The sequence below is a fragment of the Streptomyces sp. HNM0575 genome (genome assembly GCF_012726265.1).
In the GTDB taxonomy this organism is placed as follows: Bacteria; Actinomycetota; Actinomycetes; order Streptomycetales; family Streptomycetaceae; genus Streptomyces.
In genome coordinates, this window is sequence record NZ_JAASAG010000008.1 from 1 (window position 1) to 20,572 (window position 20,572).

The 20,572-nt window shown below is 70.5% G+C and carries 21 protein-coding genes; 18 read left to right on the forward strand and 3 right to left on the reverse strand.

Annotation, left to right across the window (positions count from 1 at the left end):
• Window positions 1-681: 681 nt before the first annotated feature.
• The 17 genes from HCC61_RS19395 (at window position 682) to HCC61_RS19475 (ending at window position 16,409) form a co-directional block, all read left to right on the forward strand.
• A complete protein-coding gene (locus HCC61_RS19395; protein WP_169137059.1) occupies window positions 682-1,809 on the forward strand; it encodes an LCP family protein in 1,128 nt (375 codons plus the stop codon).
• Window positions 1,810-2,097: 288 nt separating this feature from the next.
• Window positions 2,098-2,322, forward strand: coding sequence for a 50S ribosomal protein L31 (gene rpmE / locus HCC61_RS19400; protein WP_169137061.1), 225 nt, complete (start codon window positions 2,098-2,100; stop codon window positions 2,320-2,322).
• Between the two features lie 102 nt (window positions 2,323-2,424).
• A complete protein-coding gene (gene prfA / locus HCC61_RS19405) occupies window positions 2,425-3,504 on the forward strand; it encodes a peptide chain release factor 1 (RefSeq protein ID WP_169137063.1) in 1,080 nt (359 codons plus the stop codon).
• 33 nt (window positions 3,505-3,537) lie between these two features.
• Window positions 3,538-4,419: a peptide chain release factor N(5)-glutamine methyltransferase gene (gene prmC, locus HCC61_RS19410; protein WP_169137065.1), complete on the forward strand. Its 882-nt coding sequence runs from the start codon at window positions 3,538-3,540 to the stop codon at window positions 4,417-4,419.
• The gene (locus HCC61_RS19415; RefSeq protein WP_169137067.1) at window positions 4,419-5,066 is read left to right on the forward strand and encodes an L-threonylcarbamoyladenylate synthase; all 648 of its coding nucleotides are present in this window, start codon (window positions 4,419-4,421) and stop codon (window positions 5,064-5,066) included. Before prmC ends, HCC61_RS19415 begins: the two co-directional genes overlap by 1 nt.
• A gap of 277 nt (window positions 5,067-5,343) precedes the next feature.
• Window positions 5,344-5,946 (forward strand): protein-tyrosine-phosphatase, encoded by a 603-nt coding sequence (locus HCC61_RS19420; RefSeq protein WP_346777304.1) that lies wholly within the window; start codon window positions 5,344-5,346, stop codon window positions 5,944-5,946.
• A gap of 114 nt (window positions 5,947-6,060) precedes the next feature.
• Entirely contained in the window at window positions 6,061-7,581 is a 1,521-nt protein-coding gene (locus tag HCC61_RS19425; RefSeq protein ID WP_169137071.1) for an undecaprenyl/decaprenyl-phosphate alpha-N-acetylglucosaminyl 1-phosphate transferase, read from the forward strand.
• A 237-nt stretch (window positions 7,582-7,818) separates the two neighbouring features.
• The gene (locus HCC61_RS19430; protein ID WP_206322733.1) at window positions 7,819-8,274 is read left to right on the forward strand and encodes a hypothetical protein; all 456 of its coding nucleotides are present in this window, start codon (window positions 7,819-7,821) and stop codon (window positions 8,272-8,274) included.
• A 285-nt stretch (window positions 8,275-8,559) separates the two neighbouring features.
• Entirely contained in the window at window positions 8,560-9,366 is an 807-nt protein-coding gene (atpB, locus tag HCC61_RS19435; RefSeq protein ID WP_169137073.1) for a F0F1 ATP synthase subunit A, read from the forward strand.
• Between the two features lie 85 nt (window positions 9,367-9,451).
• Window positions 9,452-9,694, forward strand: coding sequence for an ATP synthase F0 subunit C (gene atpE / locus HCC61_RS19440; protein ID WP_169137075.1), 243 nt, complete (start codon window positions 9,452-9,454; stop codon window positions 9,692-9,694).
• A gap of 42 nt (window positions 9,695-9,736) precedes the next feature.
• Window positions 9,737-10,276 carry a F0F1 ATP synthase subunit B gene (locus tag HCC61_RS19445; RefSeq protein WP_169137077.1) on the forward strand — a complete coding sequence of 180 codons (540 nt, stop codon included), beginning with the start codon at window positions 9,737-9,739 and terminating at the stop codon, window positions 10,274-10,276.
• Complete coding sequence (locus HCC61_RS19450; RefSeq protein ID WP_169137079.1) at window positions 10,273-11,088, forward strand: F0F1 ATP synthase subunit delta; 816 nt, start codon at window positions 10,273-10,275, stop codon at window positions 11,086-11,088. Before HCC61_RS19445 ends, HCC61_RS19450 begins: the two co-directional genes overlap by 4 nt.
• A 117-nt stretch (window positions 11,089-11,205) precedes the next feature.
• Complete coding sequence (gene atpA / locus HCC61_RS19455) at window positions 11,206-12,777, forward strand: F0F1 ATP synthase subunit alpha (RefSeq protein WP_169137081.1); 1,572 nt, start codon at window positions 11,206-11,208, stop codon at window positions 12,775-12,777.
• 2 nt (window positions 12,778-12,779) lie between these two features.
• Window positions 12,780-13,724 carry a F0F1 ATP synthase subunit gamma gene (locus tag HCC61_RS19460; protein WP_169137083.1) on the forward strand — a complete coding sequence of 315 codons (945 nt, stop codon included), beginning with the start codon at window positions 12,780-12,782 and terminating at the stop codon, window positions 13,722-13,724.
• A gap of 2 nt (window positions 13,725-13,726) precedes the next feature.
• Window positions 13,727-15,169, forward strand: coding sequence for a F0F1 ATP synthase subunit beta (gene atpD, locus HCC61_RS19465; RefSeq protein WP_169137085.1), 1,443 nt, complete (start codon window positions 13,727-13,729; stop codon window positions 15,167-15,169).
• Between the two features lie 105 nt (window positions 15,170-15,274).
• Window positions 15,275-15,655, forward strand: coding sequence for a F0F1 ATP synthase subunit epsilon (locus tag HCC61_RS19470; protein WP_169137086.1), 381 nt, complete (start codon window positions 15,275-15,277; stop codon window positions 15,653-15,655).
• A 187-nt stretch (window positions 15,656-15,842) separates the two neighbouring features.
• On the forward strand, window positions 15,843-16,409 hold the full coding sequence (locus tag HCC61_RS19475; protein ID WP_346777285.1) for a DUF2550 domain-containing protein: 567 nt from the start codon (window positions 15,843-15,845) through the stop codon (window positions 16,407-16,409).
• A gap of 53 nt (window positions 16,410-16,462) precedes the next feature.
• On the opposite strand, the gene HCC61_RS19480 is transcribed toward HCC61_RS19475, so the two are convergent.
• From HCC61_RS19480 to HCC61_RS19490, 3 genes are all read right to left on the reverse strand, one after another.
• Window positions 16,463-17,401: an AEC family transporter gene (locus tag HCC61_RS19480; protein ID WP_169137088.1), complete on the reverse strand. Its 939-nt coding sequence runs from the start codon at window positions 17,399-17,401 to the stop codon at window positions 16,463-16,465.
• A 167-nt stretch (window positions 17,402-17,568) separates the two neighbouring features.
• Window positions 17,569-18,231: a response regulator transcription factor gene (locus tag HCC61_RS19485; RefSeq protein ID WP_169137508.1), complete on the reverse strand. Its 663-nt coding sequence runs from the start codon at window positions 18,229-18,231 to the stop codon at window positions 17,569-17,571.
• Between the two features lie 176 nt (window positions 18,232-18,407).
• The gene (locus HCC61_RS19490) at window positions 18,408-19,760 is read right to left on the reverse strand and encodes a histidine kinase (RefSeq protein WP_206322734.1); all 1,353 of its coding nucleotides are present in this window, start codon (window positions 19,758-19,760) and stop codon (window positions 18,408-18,410) included.
• Window positions 19,761-19,941: 181 nt separating this feature from the next.
• Between HCC61_RS19490 and HCC61_RS19495 the strand changes: the two genes are divergently transcribed.
• Window positions 19,942-20,535 (forward strand): hypothetical protein, encoded by a 594-nt coding sequence (locus HCC61_RS19495; protein ID WP_169137090.1) that lies wholly within the window; start codon window positions 19,942-19,944, stop codon window positions 20,533-20,535.
• Window positions 20,536-20,572: the final 37 nt, after the last annotated feature.

Below are 20,572 nucleotides of genomic sequence, written 5' to 3' on the forward strand. Positions count from 1 at the left end.
GATCAGCAGCAGGCCATCGAGTTGCTGCTGGACAAGATGAAGCAGACCAAGTCCAACACCGAGTTCCTCCTCCAGATCCAGAAGACCACCCCCACACCCGGCAACGGCGGCGACTGACAGCCGCAGACCGGTTCGCGGAGGGCAACACCGGAAGGCAACACAGCGAGGGCCGTTCCACCACATCAGGTGGGGCGGCCCTCGCCCTGTGTGACGAGGGCTGAGAGCTTGACCACAGGCCACCCGGCGTCGCATGCTCTCGCGAGCCGGGTCCCAAGGATGCGATTGCCCAGGTCACAGGAGGTAGAGCGCCCCGTCGACGCGAAACCGGCGCGGCCTTCGTGGAGAGGGCGGCACCGTCACCGGGTGTGCAACCCTTCCCGTTGGCGTGACATACGCGTGATGTGCGGGCCCGCGTGCGGCGCCCTGGCGCGTACGGCGTCCGCGGCGGTGCCCACGCCCTCCGGCGGCACCTCGCAGGTACGGGGAGTCCGGTCGCGTACGGGGAGTCCACGGCGGCGCGGACCACCGCAGGCAGCGGGCGTGCGCAGCCCAGGGCTCCACGTCAACGGGCCGTACTCGCAACGGCCGTACACACAAGGCATAGCCGGCACGGCCGACCCACGGCAGACCACTCCGGCACATCCACACCACGGCAGGACTTGAGGACTGAGGCAGGCGACGATGGCGGACGACAGCACGAGCGGACGGCCCGGGGCGAGGCGCCGCACCGGAGGCGCGATCCGCCCCTCCGGCCGCCGGCGCGCGCCACACACGCGCCGTCGCCGGATCCTCAAGGCGGCGGCCTGGACCGCCGCGGCCGCTGTCGTGCTCGGCGGCACCGGCCTCGGCTTCGCCTACTTCAAGCTCGACGGCAACATCTCCGGCGTCGACATCGACGCGAAGCTCGGCAAGCACAGGCCCGGCGACACCCCGGACGGGTCGATGGACATCCTCGTGCTCGGCTCGGACTCGCGGTCCGGCACGGACGGCCGGTACGGGCAGGACCAGCCCGGCGCACGCTCCGACACCGCGATGGTCGTCCACATCAACAAGAAGCACGACAAGGCGAGCGTCATCTCGATACCGCGCGACACCGTCGTCGAGCGCCCCGGCTGCGAGCGGGACGACGGCGGCGGCACCGCGCCGCCGCAGCGCGCGATGTTCAACTCCGCGTACGAGACGGGCGGTCCCGCCTGCGCGGTGAAGACGGTGGAGTCGATGTCCGGCGTACGCATGGACCACTACGCGGAGGTCGACTTCGCGGGCTTCAAGAAGCTGATCGACGACCTCGGCGGCGTCGAGGTCACCACCAAGAAGCCGATCAAGGACCCGGACAGCCATCTGAACCTGTCGCCGGGCCCGCACAAGCTGGGCGGAGAGCAATCGCTCGGCCTGGTCCGTACGCGCCACGGCGTCGGCGACGGCAGCGACCTGGGCCGCATCCAGCTCCAGCAGGCGTTCGTGAAGGCGCTGATGGACCAGGTGAACAGCGTCGGGGTGTTCAGCAGCCCGAAGAAGCTCTACGACCTCGCGGACAGCGCCACCTCGGCCGTCACCACCGACTCCGACCTCGACTCGGTGGGGGATCTGGCGGGGCTGGCGAACATGCTCAAGGGCATCAAGTCCGACGACATCCACATGTCGACGCTGCCGGTCACCTACGACCCGCAGGACCCCAACCGCGTCGTGCCGATCAAGTCCAAGGCGGAGAAGATGTGGGCCGCGATCAAGCGGGACGCCGACGTGCCGAAGTCCGCGGAGAAGGGCTCAGCGAGCGACGGCAACGACGCCGGCAGCGTCGTCGGCTGAGGCCCGGTGGCACGGCTCGGTGAGGGGTCTCGCGGCTGCCGGGCCCGCGCTCATATCCGTGAGCGGCACCCGCTCATATCCGGGGGCGCGGCACCGCCCGCACCCGGCGCTCGGCCCCGTCCGCACCCCCGCCGCGGCGCCGCTCGACGCCTCTCCGGTGGGAATATCCTCCGCCCGCCCCCGGTTTTGGGAGGTACGGCCAGTGATGGCAGACTGGACCGTCGGCCCCGGTTCACGGGGGACAAGCCCGTCCTCCGACCCGGTGCCCTCCAGGAAATAGGAGACACCTTGAAGCACGACATCCACCCCGAGTACGTAGAGACCCAGGTGAGCTGCACCTGCGGCAACTCCTTCACGACTCGCAGCACCGTGAGCGGCGGCCAGATCCGCGCCGACATCTGCTCCGCGTGCCACCCCTTCTACACCGGCAAGCAGAAGATCCTCGACACCGGTGGCCGCGTGGCCCGGTTCGAGGCGCGCTTCGGCAAGGGCGCCGGTTCCGCCAAGAAGTAGCACCACCCGAGCGCCGGTCTCCTCGGCACGCCCCCCGGGCGTGAGGGGCCGGCGCTCTTTCGCGCTGCCTGGCACTTCCTTCTTCACGTAAAGGGACAAACGATGTTCGAGGCGGTCGAGGAACTGGTCGGCGAGCACGCCGAGTTGGAGAAGCAGCTCGCCGATCCCGCGATCCACGCCGACCAGGCGCGCGCACGCAGGCTCAACAAGCGGTACGCGGAGCTCTCCCCGGTGATCGCCACGTACCGCTCCTGGAAGCAGGCGGGGGACGACATCGGCACCGCCCGCGAACTCGCCGCCGACGACCCGGACTTCGCCGCCGAGGTGAAGGAACTCGAGGCCAGGCACGAGGAGTTGACGGAGAAGCTGCGGCTGCTGCTCGTGCCGCGCGACCCCAGCGACGACAAGGACGTCATCCTCGAGATCAAGGCGGGGGAGGGCGGCGACGAGTCGGCGCTCTTCGCGGGCGATCTGCTGCGGATGTACCTGCGCTACGCGGAGCGCGTCGGCTGGAAGACCGAGCTGATCCAGTCCACCGAGTCCGACCTCGGCGGCTACAAGGACGTGCAGGTCGCCGTGAAGACCAAGGGGGGCGGCGGCGCGACTGAGCCGGGGCAGGGGGTCTGGGCCCGGCTGAAGTACGAGGGCGGGGTGCACCGTGTGCAGCGCGTGCCCGCCACGGAGTCGCAGGGCCGCATCCACACCTCCGCCGCGGGCGTGCTCGTGCTGCCGGAGGCCGAGGACGTGGACGTCGAGATCAACTCGAACGACCTGCGGATCGACGTCTACCGCTCCTCGGGGCCCGGCGGCCAGTCCGTCAACACCACCGACTCCGCGGTGCGCATCACCCACGAGCCCACCGGCATCGTCGTCTCCTGCCAGAACGAGAAGAGCCAGCTCCAGAACAAGGAGCAGGCGCTGCGCATCCTGCGCGCCCGGCTGCTGGCGGCCGCGCAGGAGGAGGCCGACCAGGAGGCGTCGGACGCCCGCCGCAGCCAGGTGCGTACGGTGGACCGGTCGGAGCGCGTGCGGACGTACAACTTCCCGGAGAACCGGATCTCCGACCACCGGGTCGGCTTCAAGGCCTACAACCTCGACCAGGTGCTCGACGGCGATCTCGACGCGGTGATCCAGGCCTGCGTCGATGCCGACTCCGCGGCCAAGCTGGCCGCGGCCCAGTAAGCGCGCGTACGGACGGCTGGTACGGAAGAGAAGATGCTGCATTCGTCCGGGGGGCGGCCCCAGAACCCACGCGGCCTGCTGATCGCCGAAGTGGCACAGGCGACCCAGCGGCTCGCCGACGCCGGGGTGCCCTCGCCGCGCTTCGACGCCGAGGAGCTCGCGGCGTACGTGCACGGCGTCAAGCGCGGCGAGCTGCACCTGGTGGCCGACTCCGACTTCGACGCCCGCTACTGGGAGGCCGTCTCGCGCCGTGAGGCGCGTGAGCCGCTTCAGCACATCACGGGCCGAGCCTTCTTCCGCTACCTTGAACTTCAGGTCGGGCCGGGGGTGTTCGTGCCCCGCCCGGAGACGGAGTCGGTGGCGGGCTGGGCGATAGACGCCGTACGCGCGATGGACGTGGCCGAGCCCCTGATCGTCGACCTGTGCACCGGTTCGGGTGCCATCGCGCTCGCTCTCGCGCAGGAGGTGCCCCGCTCGCGTGTGCACGCCGTCGAGCTGGACGAGGGCGCGTACGGCTGGGCCGCGAAGAACGTCGAGGGCAGCCGCGTCACCCTGCATCAGGGCGACGCGCTGAACGCCCTGCCCGAACTCGACGGCCAGGTCGACCTGGTGGTCTCCAACCCGCCCTACATCCCGCTCACCGAATGGGAGTATGTGGCACCCGAAGCCCGCGACCACGACCCGGAGCTGGCGTTGTTCTCCGGGGAGGACGGACTGAGCACGATCCGCGGTCTGGAGCGCACGGCACACCGGCTGCTGCGCCCCGGCGGCCTCGTCGTGATCGAGCACGCCGACACCCAGGGCGGCCAAGTCCCCTGGATCTTCACCGAGGACCGCGGCTGGGCCGATGCGGCGGACCACCCCGACCTCAACAACAGGCCCCGATTCGCCACAGCCCGCAGGGAGGTGCCGTGATGGCACGGCGTTATGAGTGCACCGACGCGACCGACCGCAAGACCGGCCTGCGCGAGGCCGCCTCGGCGGTACGCCGCGGTGAGCTCGTCGTGCTGCCCACCGACACCGTGTACGGCATCGGCGCCGACGCCTTCAGTCCGGACGCCGTAGGCGACCTGCTGGAGGCCAAGGGCCGCGGCAGGAACATGCCTTCGCCCGTGCTCGTCGGCTCCCCGAACACGCTGCACGGACTCGTGACCGACTTCTCCGAGTCCGCCTGGGAGCTGGTCGACGCCTTCTGGCCGGGCGCGCTGACGCTCGTGGCCAGGCACCAGCCGTCGCTGACGTGGGACCTGGGCGACGCACGCGGCACCGTGGCCGTGCGGATGCCGCTCCACCCCGTCGCGATCGAGCTGCTCAAGGAGTTCGGGCCGATGGCCGTCTCCTCCGCCAACCTCACCGGCCATCCCGCGCCGCAGGACTGCGACGCCGCGCAGGAGATGCTGGGCGACTCCGTGGCCGTCTACCTCGACGGCGGCCCCACCGCCGACTCGGTCCCGTCCTCGATCGTCGACGTCACCGGCACGACGCCGGTGCTGCTGCGCGCGGGCGCGGTGAGCGCCGAGGAGCTGCGCAAGGTGGTACCAGGGCTGGAGGTGGCGTCGTGAGCGCGGCGGGGGCGGCCGCACGGGCGGAGCGTACGTTGCCGGTCGTACGGACGGAGACCGTGCGGGCGGAGCGGACGCTGCGGCCCGGCGGCGCTCTCGCGTACGGGCGGGCCGGGAGATGCCCGCAGTGAACACCCCGCACGGGCGTGGCACCGCGGACCCCGGCGGCATAAGCGGCGGCAGCGGGCCCGGTACGGGCCGGGGCGCGGGCCCGGGACCGGGAACGGGTCCCGGAGCGGGCCCGGCCACGGGATCGGGCGCCGCCGGCACCTTCCGCATCCTCCACGTCTCCACCGGCAACGTCTGCCGCTCGCCCCTGACCGAGCGGCTGACGCGTCATGCCCTGGCGGAGCGCCTCGGCGGCGGCCGCAGCGGCGGCATCCTCGTGGAGAGCGCCGGGACTTGGGGCCACGAGGGCGCACCGATGGAGGACCACGCGGCGGAGGTGCTGCTGGAGCACGGAGCGGACCCGGAGGGCTTCCGCGGCCGTGAGCTGCTCGACGAACACGTCATCCGCGCCGACCTCGTGCTGACCGCGACCCGCGACCACCGTGCGCAGGTCGTCTCGATGGGGCACTCGGCGGGGCTGCGCACGTTCACGCTGAAGGAGTTCACCCGGCTCGTACGGGCCATAGACGCGGCGACGCTGCCCGACGCGCGCTCCGCCGAGGGCGTCGTCGAGCGGGCACAGGCGCTCGTGCAGGCCGCGGCGGCGCTGCGTGGCTGGCTGCTCGCGCCCAGCCCGGAGGCGGACGAGATCCATGATCCGTACGGTGCGCCCATCCCGTACTTCCGGTCGGTGGGCGACGAGATCAGCAAGGCCCTGGACCCCGTCGTCACGGCGCTGACGGGCGTTCCCGCCCCGAGCCGCCGCACGTGAGGCGCCGCAGCCGCGGTACGGGCCACAGCCGATACGGCGCCATCTGAAACCGCCGGTCCCGCGCAGGTGTCCTATGGTGTGGGGCCAAGGAACAGCGAAACCCCTGGGGAGCCAGTGCGTGAATATCTGCTGACGCTCTGTGTCACGGCCGCGGTCACCTATCTACTGACCGGGCCGGTGCGGAAGTTCGCCATCGCGGCGAAGGCGATGCCGCAGATCAGGGCGCGCGATGTGCACCGTGAGCCGACGCCGCGCCTCGGCGGCATCGCGATGTTCGGCGGTCTGTGCGCGGGTCTGCTGGTCGCCGCCCAACTCACCAACATCGGCGAGCTGTTCGTACTCTCCGACGAGCCGCGCGCCCTGCTCTCCGGCGCCGGGCTGATCTGGCTGCTGGGCGTACTGGACGACAAGTGGGGCGTCGACGCCCTGGTCAAGCTGGGCGGGCAGATGATCGCCGCGGGCGTCATGGTGCTCCAGGGGCTCACGATCCTGTGGCTGCCCGTCCCGGGTGTGGGAAACGTCGCACTGACCCAGTTGCAGGGCACGCTGCTGACGGTCGCGCTCGTCGTGATCACCATCAACGCGGTGAACTTCGTGGACGGCCTGGACGGCCTGGCCTCCGGGATGGTCACCATCGCGGCCGCGGCGTTCTTCATGTACGCGTACCGGATCTGGTACGGCTACGGCGTCGAAGCGGCCGCTCCCGCCACGCTCTTCGCGGTGCTGCTGATGGGCATGTGCCTGGGCTTCCTGCCGCACAACATGCATCCGGCGCGGATCTTCATGGGCGATTCGGGCTCGATGCTGATCGGTCTCGTACTGGCCGCGGGCGCGGTCTCGATCACCGGCCAGGTCGATCCGGACCTCATGGTGCAGCACACCGGTTCCGTGCGGTCCGCGGTGCACACGATGGTTCCGCTGTACATGCCGCTGCTGCTGCCGCTCACGATCATCGCGATCCCGGTCGCCGACCTGGTGCTCGCGATCGTACGGAGGACCTGGCGCGGGGAGTCGCCGTTCGCGGCGGACAAGGGGCATCTGCACCACCGGCTGCTGGAGATCGGGCACTCGCACAGCCGCGCGGTGCTGATCATGTACTTCTGGTCGGCGCTGATCGCCTTCGGCGCGGTGGCGTTCTCGGTGCAGTCCTCCAGCCTCGCGATCGTGCTCGCCATCGTGCTGCTGAGCGCGATCGGTCTGGTGGTGCTGCTGCTGCCGCGCTTCACGCCGCAAGTGCCGCGCTGGGCCTATGCGTTCGTGCCGCCGCGCTACCGGCGTCCGGGGGAGGACGCGATGCACGCGGAGGGTGCCGCGGGGGAGCCCGCGGGGGAGCCCGCGGATGAGCCCGCGATGGAGGCCGCCGCGGAAAGCGTGACGGACAACTCCAGCCCGTCCGGAGCGGAATCCAGCAATCCGTCCGATTCGCCTTCTTTGGTCGATTTCGAGAAGAATGCGCAATTCGCCGCGGGTAACGGGAATTCGGCCGAGCCGGCCCGCGCCGAGAACGCGGAAAAGGCGAAGAGCGCACCTCAGCCCGCATTCGCGGGGCTCAACGGCGCCACCGCGATCGGCCGCAACGATCAACGGGGCGCCCGTAGTTCGGACCCCGCGTGTGACGGCGAGCACACCAAGTAGGTAAAGACCTCATCAAATAGTTTGTGATAGCGTTCACGAAAGCCGGATGAGCCGGAGACCGGAGCGGTGGACGCTGCCCCGGAACTGCGGTTTCGACCCCCTCGTCGCCGAGTCCGTATCCGAGTCGGAGAAAGGGCGTCGTCACCGGCGGTCAGTCATCGGCAGGTTGCGGCCTCACGGCCCGTGACCGGCCGGGACAAGCATCAAATCGCCCCCGACCTCGCCGGAGCTGCCCTCATGCAGTCCAACGATGCCCGGATCCTCCGGGGCGCGGCCGTCTTCGCCGCCCCGGTGGGACTCGTCGCCACCGTTGCCAGTGCGGTGTTGGCCGGTGGGAAGGGTCTCATCGGCGCCCTCGTGGCGCTCGCGGTCGTCGCCGTCTTCTTCGGACTCGGGTTCGCGGCGCTCATGCGCCTCACCCAGGACAAGCCCCAAGTGACCATGATGGCGGGGATGTTGGTCTACACGGTGCAGATGCTCATGATCGGCGTCTTCATCATCGTCTTCAGCGGGACCACGCTCTTCAACAGCCGGGCGTTCGCCCTCACTCTGCTCGTCACCGCCCTGGCGTGGGTGGGAGGCCAGGTCCGCCACAGCCTCACGAGCAGGATGCTCTACGTCGATCCCGTGCCTTCCGTGCCGGCCGAAGAGCCCGCGCGCAAGGGGAGTTCGGAGTCGCGCGATGAGAGGTGAGGGGAGGCGGAAAGGGCTTGATCCGCATCTGCTATCGTCCGGAAACGCATCCGGCCGTGTGGGGCCCGCTCGTCTGAGGAGCGCAGCGCCCCGGCGGCCTGCGGTGTACTCGGATCCCCAGCTGTGGCCGCAGCGTGGATCCCGGGTGCCCGGTCCTCGGTGCACTCTCCGAGTCGACCGCAGTGGCACCGCCACACTCTGTCCCCCGTGCCGAAAAGCGGTCTCACCAGCCGCGCTGACACACAAGGTTGCCGTCACTTATGCGTCACGACGAAGGAGTCACGGGTGAGCGCCCTAACGCTGCTGGCTAACACCGACTGCCACATCAACGCAGGCTGCGCCTTTCCCGCGCCGGGCCTCCACTCGTTCCAGTTCAAGCCGCTCTTCACCGTCGGCGGCGTCGAGTTCAACAAGCCGAGCCTGATCGCCGTCGTCTCCATGGTGATCGTCGTCGGCTTCTTCTGGGCCGCGTTCAACAAGCCGAAGCTGGTCCCGGGGAAGCTCCAGCTGATCGGCGAGATCGGCTACCAGTTCGTCGCGCGGAGCATCGCCACCGAGGTGATCGGCAGGAAGGGCAAGCAGTACGTCCCCTTCCTGATGTCGATCTTCTTCTTCGTATGGATCATGAACATCATGGCCATCGTGCCGCTCGCGCAGTTCCCCTCGACGTCGCACTTCGCGTACCCGGTGGCGCTCGCGGCGCTGGTGTTCGTGACGTACATGTTCCTGACGTTCAAGACCCACGGCTTCAGGGGCGGCGTCAAGAACCTCGTCTGGATCAGCGGGCTGCCCAAGCCCCTCGTGCCGCTGATGGTGCTCCTGGAGTTCATCCAGAACGTGATCTCCCGGCCGTTCACCCTCGCGGTGCGGCTCTGGGCCAACATGTTCGCGGGCCACATGCTGATCGTGATGTTCAGCATCGCCGCCTGGTACCTGGTCACCCCGTCGTTCCTGGCGGTCGCCGCGGGCGGCTCGTTCCTCCTGGCGGTCGGCATGACGGCCTTCGAGGTGCTGATCCAGTTCCTTCAGGCGTACATCTTCACGCTGCTCGCCGCGATCTACATCAGCGGTGCGCTCGAAGAGGCCCACTGACCGACAGCCCCACCGAACTCCCCTCGTACGAACGGAACTTCGCTGGAAACCACCCCAGCGGACCGCATCACACAGGAAGAAGAAGATGTCTGCTGAGCTTGTCAACATCGCCGCGTCCGGAGTCACGGGCAACCTGGGAGCCGTCGCCTACGGTCTCGCCGCCATCGGCCCCGGTGTCGGTATCGGCGTGGTCTTCGGTCACTCCATCGAGGCCATGGCCCGTCAGCCCGAGGCCATGGGCATCATCCGCACCAACATGTTCCTGGGCTTCGCCCTCTGTGAGGTGCTCGCGCTCCTCGGCCTCGTCGTCCCCTTCATCTTCAAGTAAGCCGGGACGACCCGTAGCCATTTTTCGACGAAAGGATCGGACATGATGACTTTCCTGGCCGAGGAGGGGGCGCAGAATCCGCTCATTCCCGAGCCCGTGGAGCTGGTCATCGGCCTGATCGCCTTCTTCATCGTCTTCGGCGTCCTCGGTAAGAAGCTGCTGCCCACCATCCAGAAGACCCTGGACGAGCGGCAGGACGCGATCGAGGGCGGCCTGGAGCGGGCGCAGGAGGCCCAGACCGAGGCGAACCAGACACTCGAGGAGTACAAGGCCCAGCTCGCCGAGGCCCGCCACGAGGCGGCCCGGATCACCGAGCAGGCCCGCGAGCAGGGTGCGTCCATCATCGCGGAGATGCGCGAGGAGGGGCAGCGGCAGCGTGACGCGATCATCGCCGCGGGCCACGCGCAGACCGAGGCGGACCGCCGCCAGGTGACGGTCGCGCTGCGCCAGGAGGTCGGGCGCATGGCCACCGACCTGGCGGGCCGCGTCGTCGGCGAGTCCCTTGAGGACGCCGCACGGCAGAGCCGCGTCGTCGACCGCTTCCTCGAGGACCTCGAGGAGAAGGCAGAGGCCGCACGATGATCGGCGCGAGCCGTGACGCACTCGCCGCAGCCCGGGAGAGCCTGACGGCGCTGACCGACAGCACGTCGGCCGACCCGAAGGTCCTCGCGGACGAGCTGGCCGTGGTGACGGCGCTGCTGGACCGCGAGGTCGCGCTGCGCCGTGTGCTGGCCGACCCGTCGCGCAGCGGCGAGCGCAAGGCGGAGCTGGTAGCGACCGTGCTCGGCGAGCAGGTGGGCGGGGCGACCGTCGACCTGGTCTCCGGGATGGTGCGGTCCCGCTGGTCCGCCCCGCGTGACCTGGTGGACGCGGCGGAGGAGCTGGCGGACACCGCCGAGCTCATCGCCGCGGAGCGTGCCGGGACGCTGGACGAGACCGAGGACGAGCTGTTCCGGTTCTCGCGCACCGTCGCCTCGGCTCCCGAGCTGCGGACGGCGCTGACCAGCGAGAAGGCCGCGCCCTCGGCGAAGGTGCAGCTGCTGCACACGCTGCTCGGCGGCAAGTCCAGGGAGGCCACGGAGCGGCTGATCACGCGGCTGGTGGCCCAGCCGCGAGGACGTAGCCTGGAAGGCGGGCTGGAGGCCCTCTCCCGGCTGGCGGCGGAGCGACGCGGCAGGTCGGTGGCCGTCGTCACCTCCGCGGTGCCGCTCAGTGACCAGCAGCGGCAGCGTCTCGGTTCGGCGCTGGCGAAGCTGTACGGACGCCAGATGCATCTGAATCTCGACGTGGACCCGGAGATCCTCGGAGGGATCAGGGTGCGCGTGGGCGACGAGGTCATCAACGGCTCCATCGCGGACCGGCTCAGCGAGGCCGAGCGGCGGCTGGCCGGCTGAGGACGGCCCCGGGGCGCGGCGGCGGCCGCGCCACACCAACTCAACAGCATCACTTAGCGGCCCGAGTTGGGCCGTAGAAGATCGATACGGTCCCAACAAGGAGAGCAGGGAACCCAGATGGCGGAGCTCACGATCCGGCCGGATGAGATCCGGGACGCGCTGGAGAATTTCGTCCAGTCGTACGAGCCGGACGCGGCCTCGCGCGAAGAGGTCGGAACGGTCAGCGTTGCCGGCGACGGCATCGCGAAGGTCGAGGGTCTTCCCTCGGCCATGGCGAACGAGCTGCTGAAGTTCGAGGACGGCACCCTCGGCCTCGCCCTCAACCTCGAGGAGCGCGAGGTCGGTGCGGTGATCCTCGGTGAGTTCAGCGGCATCGAGGAGGGCCAGCAGGTGCGCCGCACCGGCGAGGTCCTGTCGGTTCCGGTCGGCGACAACTACCTCGGCCGCGTCGTGGACCCGCTGGGCGCCCCGATCGACGGCCTGGGCGACATCGAGTCCGAGGGCCGCCGCGCCCTCGAGCTCCAGGCCCCCTCGGTCATGGACCGCAAGTCGGTCCACGAGGCGATGGAGACGGGCTACAAGGCCGTCGACACCATGACCCCGATCGGCCGCGGCCAGCGTCAGCTGATCATCGGCGACCGGCAGACCGGCAAGACCGCGCTGTGCGTCGACACGATCATCAACCAGCGCGACAACTGGCGCTCCGGCGACCCGGACAAGCAGGTCCGCTGCATCTACGTCGCCGTCGGCCAGAAGGGCTCCACCATCGCGTCCGTGCGCGGCGCCCTGGAGGAGGCCGGTGCGCTGGAGTACACGACGATCGTCGCGGCCCCGGCGTCCGACCCGGCGGGCTTCAAGTACATCGCCCCGTACACCGGCAGCTCCATCGGCCAGCACTGGATGTACCAGGGCAAGCACGTGCTCGTCGTCTTCGACGACCTGACCAAGCAGGCCGACGCCTACCGCGCCGTGTCCCTGCTGCTGCGCCGCCCGCCGGGCCGGGAGGCCTACCCGGGCGACGTCTTCTACCTCCACTCCCGTCTGCTGGAGCGCTGCGCCAAGCTCTCCGACGACATGGGCAAGGGCTCGATGACGGGTCTGCCCATCGTCGAGACGAAGGCGAACGACGTGTCGGCGTTCATTCCGACCAACGTCATCTCCATCACCGACGGCCAGTGCTTCCTGGAGTCCGACCTGTTCAACGCCGGCCAGCGGCCCGCGCTGAACGTCGGCATCTCGGTCTCCCGCGTCGGTGGTTCCGCGCAGCACAAGGCGATCCGGCAGATCACCGGTTCGCTCCGTGTGGACCTCGCCCAGTACCGCGAGCTGGAGGCGTTCGCCGCCTTCGGCTCCGACCTGGACGACGCCTCCAAGGGCGCGCTGGAGCGCGGTAAGCGGATGACGGAGCTGCTCAAGCAGGCCCAGTACCAGCCGTTCTCGACCGAGGACCAGGTCGTCTCCGTCTGGTCCGGCACCAACGGCAAGATGGACGACGTCCCCGTCGAGGACATCCGCCGGTTCGAGCGCGAGCTGCTGGAGTTCATGCACCGCGAGAACAAGGGCCTCCTGACCAGCATCGTCGAGGGCGGCAAGATGTCCGACGACACGCTTCAGGAGCTCGGCGAAGCGGTGGACTCCTTCAAGAAGCAGTTCGAGACCTCGGACGGCAAGCTGCTGGGCGAGGACTGAGCATGGGCGCTCAGACCAGGGTCTACAAGCGGCGGATCAAGTCCGTCACGGCGACCAAGAAGATCACCAGGGCGATGGAGATGATCGCCGCCTCGCGCATCATCAAGGCGCAGCGCCGGGTGGCGGCCTCCGAGCCGTACGCCGAGGAGCTGACCAACGCCGTGCGCGCGGTCGCCACCGGCTCGAACGTGAAGCACACCCTCACCACGGAGGCGGAGCGCCCGACCCGGGCCGCGGTCCTGCTCATCGTGAGCGACCGCGGACTGGCGGGCGGCTACAACTCCAACGCCATCAAGGCGGCCGACCGGCTGACCAACCGGCTGATCGGCGAGGGCAAGGAAGTCGTCAACTACATCGTGGGCACCCGCGGTGTGACGTACTACCGCTTCCGTGAGCGTGTGATCAAGGAGTCCTGGAGCGGCTTCACCGACAACCCGACCTACGCGGACGCCAAGGCCGTGGCCGCGCCGCTGATCGAAGCGATCACGGCGGACACGGGCGCGGAGAACGGCGTGGACGAACTCCACATCGTCTACACGGAGTTCGTCTCGATGATGACGCAGACGCCGGTCAGCGACCGGATGCTGCCGCTCACGCTGAAGGCGACCGCGGAGGAGTCGGCCGGGGTCATCCAGGACAACATCAAGCGAGGCCCGGAGGTCCGTCCGCTCTTCGACTTCGAGCCGTCGGCCGAGCAGGTGCTCGACGCGCTGCTTCCGCGGTACGTCGAGAGCCGCATCTACAACGCGCTGCTCCAGGCCGCCGCCTCGAAGCACGCGGCCACGCGCCGTGCGATGAAGTCGGCGACGGACAACGCCGAAGACCTCATCAAGTCGCTGACGCGGCTTGCCAACGCGGCCCGCCAGGCCGACATCACCCAGGAAATCAGCGAGATCGTCGGTGGCGCGAGCGCGCTGGCTGACGCTTCTGCGGGGAGTGACCGCTAACCATGACCGAAACTCTTGAGAAGACGACGGCGGCGGGCCGCGTCGCACGCGTCATCGGCCCGGTGGTCGACGTGGAGTTCCCCGTCGACCAGATGCCGGACATCTACAACGCGCTGACCGTCGAGGTCGCCGACCCGGCTCAGGCCGGCAAGAAGAAGACCCTCACGCTGGAGGTCGCTCAGCACCTCGGCGAGGGCCTCGTCAAGGCCATTTCCATGGAGCCCACCGACGGCCTGGTCCGCCAGGCCGAGGTGACCGACACCGGCGAGGGCATCACCGTCCCCGTCGGCGACGTCACCAAGGGCCGGGTGTTCAACACCCTGGGCAAGATCCTCAACGACCCCGAGGCCGAGTCCGAGGTCACCGAGCGTTGGTCCATCCACCGCAAGGCACCGGCCTTCGACCAGCTCGAGTCGAAGACCGAGATGTTCGAGACGGGCCTGAAGGTCGTCGACCTGCTGACCCCGTACGTCAAGGGCGGGAAGATCGGCCTGTTCGGCGGCGCCGGCGTCGGCAAGACCGTCCTCATCCAGGAAATGATCATGCGTGTGGCGAAGCTGCACGAGGGTGTTTCCGTCTTCGCCGGCGTCGGCGAGCGCACGCGTGAGGGCAACGACCTCATCGACGAGATGGCCGAGTCCGGCGTGCTCCCGCAGACCGCGCTGGTCTTCGGGCAGATGGACGAGCCGCCGGGCACCCGTCTCCGGGTCGCCCTGGCCGGTCTGACCATGGCGGAGTACTTCCGCGATGTGCAGAAGCAGGACGTGCTGTTCTTCATCGACAACATCTTCCGCTTCACCCAGGCCGGTTCCGAGGTCTCCACCCTGCTCGGCCGCATGCCCTCCGCGGTGGGTTACCAGCCGAACCTGGCGGACGAGATGGGTGTGCTCCAGGAGCGCATCACCTCGACCCGTGGCCACTCCATCACCTCGATGCAGGCGATCTACGTGCCCGCGGACGACCTCACCGACCCGGCCCCGGCCACCACGTTCGCGCACCTCGACGCGACGACGGTGCTCTCGCGGCCGATCTCGGAGAAGGGCATCTACCCGGCGGTGGACCCGCTGGACTCGACGTCCCGGATCCTGGACCCGCGCTACATCTCGCAGGAGCACTACGACTGCGCGAACCGCGTCATCGGGATCCTCCAGAAGTACAAGGACCTTCAGGACATCATCTCGATCCTCGGCATCGACGAGCTGTCCGAGGAGGACAAGCTCACCGTCAGCCGGGCCCGCCGTATCGAGCGCTTCCTGTCGCAGAACACCCACGCGGCGAAGCAGTTCACGGGTCTCGACGGATCGGACGTGCCGCTCGACGAGTCGATCACCGCGTTCAACGCCATCGCCGACGGTGACTTCGACCACTATCCGGAGCAGGCGTTCTTCATGTGCGGCGGCCTCGACGACCTGAAGGCCAAGGCCAAGGACCTCGGCGTCTCCTGACGTACGGGTCCGGCGCCGGGCGGGGCCGGACCGCGGGGCACAGCCCTTCGGTCCGGCGCCGTTCCCGCACCCCTTATCCTTTTCCTAACCTACGAAGGAGCCACAGTGGCTGAGCTGCACGTCGAGTTGGTCGCCGCGGACCGCAAGGTCTGGTCCGGCGAGGCCAGCCTGGTCGTCGCGCGCACCACGTCCGGCGACATCGGCGTCATGGCCGGCCACCAGCCGCTGCTCGGCGTGCTGGAGCCCGGCGCGGTGATCATCCGTACCGCCGGGGAGACCGGCGAGGGCACGGTCACCGCGGCGGTGCACGGCGGCTTCATCTCCTTCGCGGACGACAAGATGTCGCTGCTGGCGGAGATCGCCGAGCTGTCCGACGAGATCGACACCGACCGGGCGGAGCGGGCGCTGGAGCGGGCCAAGTCGGAGGAAGACTCCGCAGCCGAACGGCGTGCCGAGGTCCGTATGCGAGCGGTGGCGGTCCGCTGAGGAGGCGGCCGACGCCGGGCGCGGAGCCGGGCACGACAGGTACGAAGCTCAGCCGCGGGCTGTTCCGGGTCACCATCCCGGAGCGACCCGCGGCTGAGCCCATACAGAGGGGGACGCGGGATCCACGAGGTCCTTCGGCTCCGCGAGCACCGCGCCACGCGTGGTACGAGAGAGTGCGAGGAGGTCGGTGATGATGGTCCTCGTTCTGTCCCTGTGCGGCGTGGCCCTGCTGCTGGCGCTGGCGGGCCTGTTCGCCTTCGGTCTGCGGCGCCGTCTGCTTCAGCGCTCGGGCGGCACCTTCGACTGCAATCTGCGCTGGAACGCTCCCGCGCCGCTCGCCGAGTACGCCGGCGAGGCGGCCGGCGACGACGCGGACCGCGGGGCGGGGCAGGGGCCCGGGGACGCACAGGGCACCGCGGGCGCGGACGGCCACGGTGCGGGGGGCCGTGGTGTGGGCGGCGGCAAGGGCTGGGCGTACGGCGTCGCTCGCTACAACGGCGACCAGATCGAGTGGTTCCGCGTCTTCTCTTACGCACCGCGTCCCCGCCGCTTTCTGGAGCGCCACTGCATCGAGGTGCTGCAACGCCGGGATCCGGAGGGCGAGGAGGAGCTGGCGCTGCTCTCCGACGCCGTGATCCTCGCGTGTTCCCTGCACGGCACCCGCGTCGAACTGGCCATGAGCGAGGACGCGCTCACCGGCTTTCTCGCCTGGCTGGAGGCGGCGCCGCCCGGCCAGCGCGTCAATGTCGCCTGAGGGCTCTGCGTGAGTCCGCCGCAGCACGGGGCGCGGCCGGCGCCGCAGTCTGATCAGCCCAGCAGGGCCGCGACCAGGACGAGGGCCGGGGCCGCCGCCAGCGTCGAGACGAGGATCGATTCGCGGGCGAGGCGCGTGCCCGTGCCGTAGCGCGACGCGTAGGCGAAGAGGTTCTGCGCCGACGGCAGGGCCGAGGTCACCACCACCGCGAACAGCGCGGCACGCGGCAGCTGGAAGACGCCCGCTCCCAGCGCCCACGCGACGAGCGGCTGGACCACCGTCTTCAGCACCACCGCGAGCAGCACCGGAGACCGGTCGTGCTCGCGTGAGAGTACGGCGCTGCCGCGCAGGGACATCCCGAAGGCGAGCAGCACGGCGGGCACGGACATCGCGCCGACCAGGTGGAACGGTTCGAGCACGGGCGCCGGCAGCCGCACGCCCGTGGCCGCGACGGCGACGCCGCCGAGCGAGCCGATCACGATGGGGTTGCGCAGGGGCGTCGTCAACACGCGTATGACGCCCGGGCGTTCGCCGGGCTCGCGGCCGGAAGGCGCGGAGAAGACGTCGAGCGCGGTGAGCGCCACCGGTGAGACAACCAGCAGCTGGAAGAGGATCACGGGGGCGACCAGCGAGGCGTCGCCCAGTACGTATGCGGAGATCGGGATGCCGAGGTTGCCGGCGTTGACGTAGCACGCGCACATGGCGCCGACGGTGCTCTCGCCGGGTGGCCACCGGCGCAGCGCGGCCGCCGCGCAGTAGAGCGCCGCCACGGCGAACGTGGTGAGCGCGGTGATCAGGATCTGGTCCGAGACGAGGACCCGGAGGTCGGCCTTCGCCATCGTCTCGAACAGCAGGGCGGGCGTGGCCACATGGAAGGCGAGCCTGGTGAGGATCTCGGGCCCGCTGCTGCCGAGGAGGCCCCGCCTGCCGAGCACATAGCCGGTGACGATGACGCAGGCTATGACGCCGAAGCCCGCTATCACTCCGCCCATCGTGGTCCCGTCCGCCGGGTGTGCGGGGGCGCCTTCGTCACATCGTTCACGTCTCGATTGTCCGCGTGGCCCGCAAACGCTTGCGGCCGGGGCCCGTCCATGAGGTGCCCGCGGGCCCGTCCCGCCAGTTCCGTTCCGCCCCCGGGCAGCGCGCCGGAGGCGGGCGATCAGCCTCCGGTCAGGCCCGACTCCTGTGCCAGCACCGCCGCTTGGGTACGGCTGCGCAGCCCCAGCTTGCCCAGCAGCCGGCTCACGTGGGTCTTCACCGTCGCCTCCGCCAGTCCCAGCCGCAGCGCCGACTCCGCGTTGGAGAGGCCCTGGCCGAGGCAGCGCAGAACATCCTGCTCGCGGGGCGTCAGCTCATGCAGGCCGGGGTGGGCGCCCGGCGCGGACCCGGGCAGCGGCGTCCTTCCCGTGCCTCCGGTGCGGGCGAACTCGGCGATCAGCCGCCGGGTCACGGCCGGAGCGATGATGCCGTCGCCGTGCGCCACGGTGCGTACGGCGTCCACGACCTGCGACGCCTCGCTGTCCTTGAGCAGGAAGCCGGAGGCGCCCGCGCGCAGTGCCCCGAAGACGTACTCGTCGAGGTCGAAGGTGGTCAGCACCAGCACGTCGGCCAGTTGCTCGCCGGTGATGCGCGCGGTGGCCGAGACGCCGTCGAGGCGGGGCATCTGGACGTCCATCAGCACGATGTCGGGCCGCAGTTCGCGGGCGAGGCGCACCGCTTCCTCGCCGTCGCCCGCCTCGCCGGCGACCTCGATTCCGTGGGCGCCGCGCAGGATGAGCACGAGCCCTGCGCGTACGGACAGCTGGTCCTCGGCGACGAGCACGCGGACCGGGTGCGGGGGCGGGGGCGCAGCGCCGGGCTCGGACTCCGGCGGTGCTGACGTCGCAGGACGGGACCCCGGGTGTGTGCCGGCGTGCGCGTCCGCCGCCGCACCTGTGCCGTCGCCGGTGCCGTGCCGTCCTCCGGTGCCGTGCCGCCCCGTGCCGCTCCCGGCGCCCGTCACAGCAGGCTCCCTTCCTCGACGGGCAGTTCGGCCCGTACCTCCCACACCTCCGCGCCTTCGTGGGCGGCGTCGGCGGGGCCCACGCGCAGTGCGCCGCCGAGCAGTTCCACGCGCTCTCGCATGCCGATCAGTCCCGCGCCGGAGCCGGGCGCCCGCGGGCCTGGGCTGGCGGGCAGTCCGCCGAGCGGGCTGGTCACGCGGACGGTGAGCGGTCCGGGGTTACGGGCGCGGGCGACCTCCACGGTGACGTGGCCGGGAGCGGAGTGCTTGAGCGCGTTCGTGAGGGACTCCTGTACGACGCGGTACGCGGCCAGTTCGACCGGAGCGGGCAGCGAGGCGCCGGCGGGCCCGCGCTCGTCGCACAGGGAGAACGTGAGCCCGGGGTTGCCGACGCCGGAGCGCGCCCGTTCCAGCAGGGCGTCTAGCCCGGCGAGCGTGGGGGTGGCGGCGGAGAGCGCGGCGCCGGAGGCCGCACGGGCGCCCGTGCCGTCTGCCGGGGTGCCGCCCGTGACGCCGCCGGTGCCGTCCGCCTCGGCGCCTGTGGCGGTGTCGCCCGTACCGTCGGCCGAGGCGTCGCGCAGCAGCCCGATGAGGCGCCGCATCTCCGCCAGGCCCTGCACGCTGTTCTCCCGTATCACCCCGAGGGAGTCGCGTACGGCGTCGTCGTCCGGAGGGTCGAGGGACAGCGCGGCCGTGGAGTGGATGGCGATCGCGGAGAGGTGGTTGGCGACGAGATCGTGCAACTCCCTCGCCATGCGGGCCCGTTCGGACGTCACGGCCTGGACGCGGTCCATCTCCGCGAGCAGCGCGGTCTGTTCGGCGCGCAGCCGCTCGGCCGCGGCGGAGTTGCGGTGGTCGCGGATCACCACCCCCGTCCAGGCGGGCGCGACCGTGACGCCCGCGCAGAACGCCCCCAGCAGCAGCATCTCGGGCTTGCGGAAGGCCGCCATCATGCCCAGCGTGACCGCGACGGACACCGCGACGCTCACGGGCAGGATCGAGCGGGAGACGCGCGGCGGCCCGTACATCACGGCCGCGTAGACGATGTCGGTGAAGACGACGATGGTAGCCAGCAGCGAGCCCATGGCGACATCGGCGGCGAGTGCGGCCAGTGCCACCGGGAGCACCCAGGGCTGCGCTGACCTGCGCCCGAGCGCGGTGAGGCACATGACGGCGAGGGGGATCAGCAGCCAGGCGCCGTAACTCCCGCCCACGCGCGGGTTGTTGAAGAGCCCGAACCACCAGAGCACCAGGCCGCCAGCGAGCCCGGCGAGCGCGATGAGCACTCCGTCGCGGTGCGGGCGCAGCCGCCGGGACGGCAACGGGGTCAGGGGCAGTGGGCGAGGCATGTGTCCATCTCAGCACGCCGGGCGGCCGGGGGCGTCGGCCCCGGGGACCAGCGCGCAAGGCCCGTACTACATCGAAGGATGCAGGCACGCTCGCAGGGATCGTCGCTGGTGAGGACGTGCGGGGGCTCGCCCTGATGGGACCGTCGTGGCAGATGGACGGACGAGGAACGGGGAGGCCGGCGTGATCGTCACGCTGATCGTCATCTGCGAGGTCGCCTTCTGGGTGCTGCTGGCGGCCGGACTGGCGCTGCGCTACCTGGCCCGGATGCCGCGTACGGGTGCCGCGGTGCTGCTGTGCGAGCCGCTGCTGGAGCTGGTGCTGCTGGTCGTCACGGCGGTCGACCTGCGAGGAGGCGCGGAGCCCGACTGGAAGCACGGGCTGGCCGCCGTCTACATCGGCTTCACCGCGACCCACGGCCACTACATGGTCAAGTGGGCGGACGGCCACTTCCTGCACCGCTTCGGCGGTGGTCCGGCGCCCGTGAAGCCGCCGCGTCACGGAACGGCCCGGGCCGTGCACGAGTGGAAGATGAGCGCGCGTGCCATCGGCGGTGCGGCGATCGCGGCGGCGTTGCTCCAGCTCGCGAGCTGGTACGTGGGCGACGCGGCGCAGAGCGAGTCGCTTCGGATGTGGCAGATGCGGATGGGCCTGGTGGCGGGCATCAGCCTGATCGTGGCGCTGAGTTACACGATCTGGCCGAAGAAGCGGCCCCGTCGTCGTGCGGCGGGGACCGACGGCCGGGTCGCGTCGCCCTCGGTGAGCGAGCGCCGCTGACGGGCGCCGTCCCGGACGCCGCCTCGCGCGTCGCCCG